Origin of the sequence: Mycobacterium sp. shizuoka-1 (genome assembly GCF_002723835.1) — a bacterium.
Lineage (GTDB): Bacteria > Actinomycetota > Actinomycetes > Mycobacteriales > Mycobacteriaceae > Mycobacterium.
Genome location: NZ_BEWG01000088.1, coordinates 1 through 4,408 on the forward strand (window position 1 = coordinate 1; position 4,408 = coordinate 4,408).

The 4,408-nt window shown below is 68.0% G+C and carries 5 protein-coding genes; 4 read left to right on the forward strand and 1 reads right to left on the reverse strand.

Annotated elements, in window-relative coordinates; genetic code table 11:
• From MSZK_RS33195 to MSZK_RS23535, 3 genes are all read left to right on the forward strand, one after another.
• On the forward strand, positions 1-301 hold a 301-nt coding region (locus MSZK_RS33195; RefSeq protein ID WP_233211479.1), incomplete at its 5' end, for a VOC family protein.
• On the forward strand, positions 285-1,073 hold the full coding sequence (locus MSZK_RS23530; protein ID WP_099250960.1) for an SDR family NAD(P)-dependent oxidoreductase: 789 nt from the start codon (positions 285-287) through the stop codon (positions 1,071-1,073). The genes MSZK_RS33195 and MSZK_RS23530, both read left to right, overlap by 17 nt.
• Positions 1,070-1,684: a TetR family transcriptional regulator gene (locus MSZK_RS23535; RefSeq protein ID WP_099250961.1), complete on the forward strand. Its 615-nt coding sequence runs from the start codon at positions 1,070-1,072 to the stop codon at positions 1,682-1,684. The genes MSZK_RS23530 and MSZK_RS23535 overlap by 4 nt, the downstream gene beginning before the upstream one ends.
• Here the strand turns inward: MSZK_RS23535 and MSZK_RS23540 are convergent.
• The gene (locus MSZK_RS23540) at positions 1,681-3,243 is read right to left on the reverse strand and encodes a carboxylesterase/lipase family protein (protein ID WP_099250964.1); all 1,563 of its coding nucleotides are present in this window, start codon (positions 3,241-3,243) and stop codon (positions 1,681-1,683) included. The genes MSZK_RS23535 and MSZK_RS23540 overlap by 4 nt on opposite strands.
• A 203-nt stretch (positions 3,244-3,446) precedes the next feature.
• On the opposite strand from MSZK_RS23540, the gene MSZK_RS23545 reads away from it, so the two are divergent.
• Positions 3,447-4,408: cytochrome P450 (locus MSZK_RS23545; protein WP_099250962.1), on the forward strand; the 962-nt coding region annotated here is incomplete at its 3' end.

Genomic DNA, 4,408 nt, shown 5'->3' on the forward strand with positions numbered 1-4,408 from the left:
CCGGGTGGTGGGCGGACTGGTCGGCGGGGTGATGCTCGAACTGCTCTCGCTGGGGGCCGAAAGCCGGCCGCCCAGACGATCGATCGTCGGAAACCAGAACATCTCGCTGTCGGTCGGCGACCTCGACGACACCTATCGCCGGGTTCAGGCGGCCGGTCATCAGCCCGACCAGGCGCCGTTCGAGATCGCCGGGGTGCGGATGTTCTTCGTCAAGGATCCCGACGGCACCGCCGTGGAGTTCATCGAATTCCCCGGTGCCGCACGAACCTCGGAGGAATTGCATCGTGGCCCCGCTCGCTGATCACACCTATTGGCATCCAGGCTCGTTGGCCGGTCTTCGGGTGATCGTGACCGGCGCGGCCCGCGGGGTGGGCAAGGGCATCACCGCGGCACTGCTCGAACGAGGCGCCTCGGTGCTGATGGTCGACCGCAATCCGGCGGTGGCCGACGTGGCCGCGGAGTTCGGCGTCGACGGCCGCGCCACGGCCCTGGTCGCCGACCTGTGCGACCGGACCAGCTATCAACGCATCGTCGACCGCGCCGTCGAGGTGCTGGGCGGACTCGACGCGCTGATCAACAACGCGATCGCCACCAACGAGCCCAAACTGCTCACCGACATCACCCTCGATGACTTCGACCTCGTCTTCGACACCGGCCCGAGGGCCACGCTGTTTCTGATGCAGGCCGCTTACCCGATCCTCAAGGCCGCCGGCGGCGGCTCCATCATGAACTTCGGCTCCGGCGCAGGCACCGGCGGTCAGAAGACCTTCGGCGCCTATGCCGGATCCAAGGAAGCAATCCGGGGCATCTCCAAAGTCGCTGCCCTGGAATGGGGCCGAGACAACATCCGGGTGAACGTGGTGTGCCCGTTCGCGCGATCCGACGGGGTGGCGAACTGGAGCGAGGACGTGCCCGACGTCTACAACAAGATCGTCAAGGGCATCCCGCTGCGCCGGATCGGGGACACCCATTCCGACATCGGCGCGGTGGTGGCATTCCTGGTCAGTCCCGATGCCTCGTACCTGACCGCACAAACCATTCACATCGACGGCGGCACAGGAACGTTCCGGTGAGCAATGCGCCCGCCGAGCGGCCACCCACGCTTCGTGACCGGCAGCGGGCGCAGGTGCACGCCGACATCCACGCCGCGGCGTACCGGCTGTTCGCCGCACGGGGATTCGCACACGTCACCACCGACGACATCGCCACCGAGGCGGCGGTGTCACCGCGCACGTTCTTCCGCCACGTGGCCACCAAAGAGGACCTGCTCCTGGGCGCTGTGCAGCGCGGGAACGCTGCCATCGCATCGCTGTTCGCGCGCCGCCCACCCGATGAGCCGGCCGACACCGCCCTGGCCGCCGCGATCCTGAGTCGGGTCGAATCGTTCGACCACGCCGCTCTGGAGAGCTGGCGTGCGGCCATCCTGACCGCACCCGAGCTGCTCGACCGGGCGACCTTGTTGTCAGCCGCCGACCGCGACCAGATGGTCGACCTGGTGGCCGCCCGGATGGGTACCGACCCAGCCGCGGACAGCCGGCCCGGACTGCTGGTCCAACTGTCTTTCGCCGCAGCCGATTTCGCCTTCCAGCGGTGGGTCAGGGAGGGCGACGCGCAGCGCCGGCCGCTGGCGGCGGATGTGGCCGCAGCGTTGGACGTCGTCCGCCATCCCCGCTGGGCCGGCTAGCGGGCGCCCGTGCGACCGTCCCAGAACGGGCACTGGTGGCGTGCCGCGAAATCCTCGGTGATCGTCAGCGATCCGGTCTGCAGCGACAGCCGCTTGCCGGTGGCACCGTCCGCACCCAGCTGCGGCCAGTCCGGCTGCCCGGGAACGTCGGGGGCACCGGTCTTCACGAACTGACTCCAGTACGCGACCATCTGATCGGAGAGCTCGCGCTGGGCCGGGTTGAGCGGTGGTGCACCGCCCACGTCGAACAAGTACCGCAGCTCCAGCGAATGACTGGCTCCCACCGGGAACGGTACGGCACGCAGCGGGTCGGGTGCCGGGGCCGTCCGGTCGTTGAACTCGTAGGCGTAGACCGGACCGCTGTGCGCCAGACCCGAGGCGATTCGCCCTGTCGGACAGGCGAAGACGTCGTCACTGACCGCCGCGGAGTACGCCAGACCCTCGTTTCCGCCGTAGCGTTCCAGGGGATAGTGCGCGGCCACCGCGGCGGCGTCGGGGCCAAAGGTTTGGGACAGAAGTGTCGAATAGGGCGGCAGGCCGCGGTTCTTGAGGTAACGAATCGCGGTGAACATGGCGAATTCGTCACCGTTGCTGCCGATCAGAACGGGGACACGCGGCACCCGACCCGCGGCGAAGTCGACCATCGGATCGGCGGGAAGCCGGTCGGTTCCGGTGACCGGTCCGGTGAGTTCGTCCGGCCCGAACCCGACATACATCGGAGCGCGCTGCAGTGTGCGGGCCGGCAGCGCCCGCAGGCATGCTGCGACCGCCGCGGGATCGGCACAGCCGGCACGGGTCGCGTAGTCGGTGCTGACCCGCTGCGCGGTCACCCGATCGGCTTGGGCCTGGCACGGTCCGCTCTGCAGGATCGCGGCCCGGAACAGCCCGGCTGATTCCGGCGCGACCAGGTGGTCGCATACCGACATCGCGCCAGCCGATTCACCGGCGATCGTGACTTTTGTTGGATCTCCACCGAATTCGGCGATGTTGTCGCGGACCCAGCGCAACGCCGCCTGCTGGTCGGCCAACCCGTAGTTCCCGATGTCACCGTCGGAAGTCAGCGCCGGATGCGCCAGGAAACCGAGGGTGCCCAGCCGATAGTTGACGGTCACCACGACGATGTCGCCCTGGGTCGCCAGCCAGCGCGAGTCGTAGATGTCGGCACTGCCGTTGAGGAAACCACCCCCGTGGATCCACACCATCACCGGCTTGCGGCTCGCCCGGCTGGCGCCGTCGGGGGTCCACACGTTGAGGTTGAGGCAGTCCTCGCTGGTGGGCCGACCGTAGTCGGGGTCGAAGCTGATGTCCTGGATGCAGCGCAGGCCCGGTTTGGTGGCGTCGCGTACGCCGGGCCACGGCGCCGTCGGCTGCGGCGGTTGCCAGCGCAGCGGGCCGGCCGGTGCGGCGGCATACGGGATGCCCTCGAACACCCGGTAGCCGGGCGCGACCACACCGCGCACCGCTCCCCCGGCGGTCTGCACCACCGCCGGACCAGGCGCGACGGCCCGCTCCGGCTGAGGCGGCGGATCGGTGGCCGCCCTGCTGCATCCGGCCAGCATCGCCACGCCCAGTACCAGCCCCAGCGCGCGCCGAAGTCCTCCGCCCCTGCATCGGTGTCGCACGAGATCCGAGCCTACGCGGATCCCCGACCGAGCCATGACCTGGTATTTAGCCGAAAACGCTGTCACCTGGCACAATCGTGCCCGACACTAGAAACCTGACACCCGTCAAGTTTTTGGCTTTCACTGAGCGAGGAGACCCGATGGCCTCACGGATCATCGACAAAGCGGCACGCGTTCTGGCCAGCCCCCTGGGCTACACCGACGAGACGAGGATGCACGAATCCCTCGCTCATCTGCGCGCCCACGCTCCGGTGTCCTGGGTCGAGGCGGAGGGATACCGGCCGTTCTGGGCGATCACCAAGCACGCCGACATCATGGACATCGAGCGTCAGAACGAACTGTTCACCAACGATCCGCGCCCACTGCTGGCGATCGCCGAAGCCGACGATGTGCTGCGCGCGCAGATGGAGGCCGGCATCGGGCTGCGCACGCTGATCCACATGGACGATCCGCACCACCGCGACATGCGCAAGATCGGCGCCGACTGGTTTCGCCCGAAAGCCATGCGCGCCTTGAAGACCCGCTGCGACGAACTGGCCAAGATCTACGTCGACAAGATGGTCGAACAGGGCCCCGAAATCGACTTCGTCCAGGAGATCGCGGTCAACTACCCGCTGTATGTGATCCTGACCCTGCTGGGCCTGCCCGAATCCGACTTCCCCCGGATGCTCAAACTCACCCAGGAGATGTTCGGCGGCGACGACCAGGAGTTTCAGCGCGGCGGGTCGACCGACGACATGCTGGCCGTGTTGCTGGACTTCTTCAACTACTTCGCAACGCTGACCGCATCCCGGCGCGAACACCCCACCGAGGACCTCACGTCGGCGATCGCCAACGCCACCATCAACGGCCAACCGCTGTCCGATATGGACACCGCCTCCTACTACGTGATCGTCGCCAGCGCCGGCCACGACACCACCAGCGCCGGAATCGCCGGCGGGCTCCTGGAACTGGTGCGCAACCCCGGCGAACTGCAGCGTCTCAAAGACGATCCCGGCCTGATGGGCACCGCCGTCGAGGAGATGATCCGCTGCGTGGTCCCGGTCAAGGAGTTCATGCGCACCGCCCAGGCCGACACCGAAGTCCGCGGGGTGCCGATCGC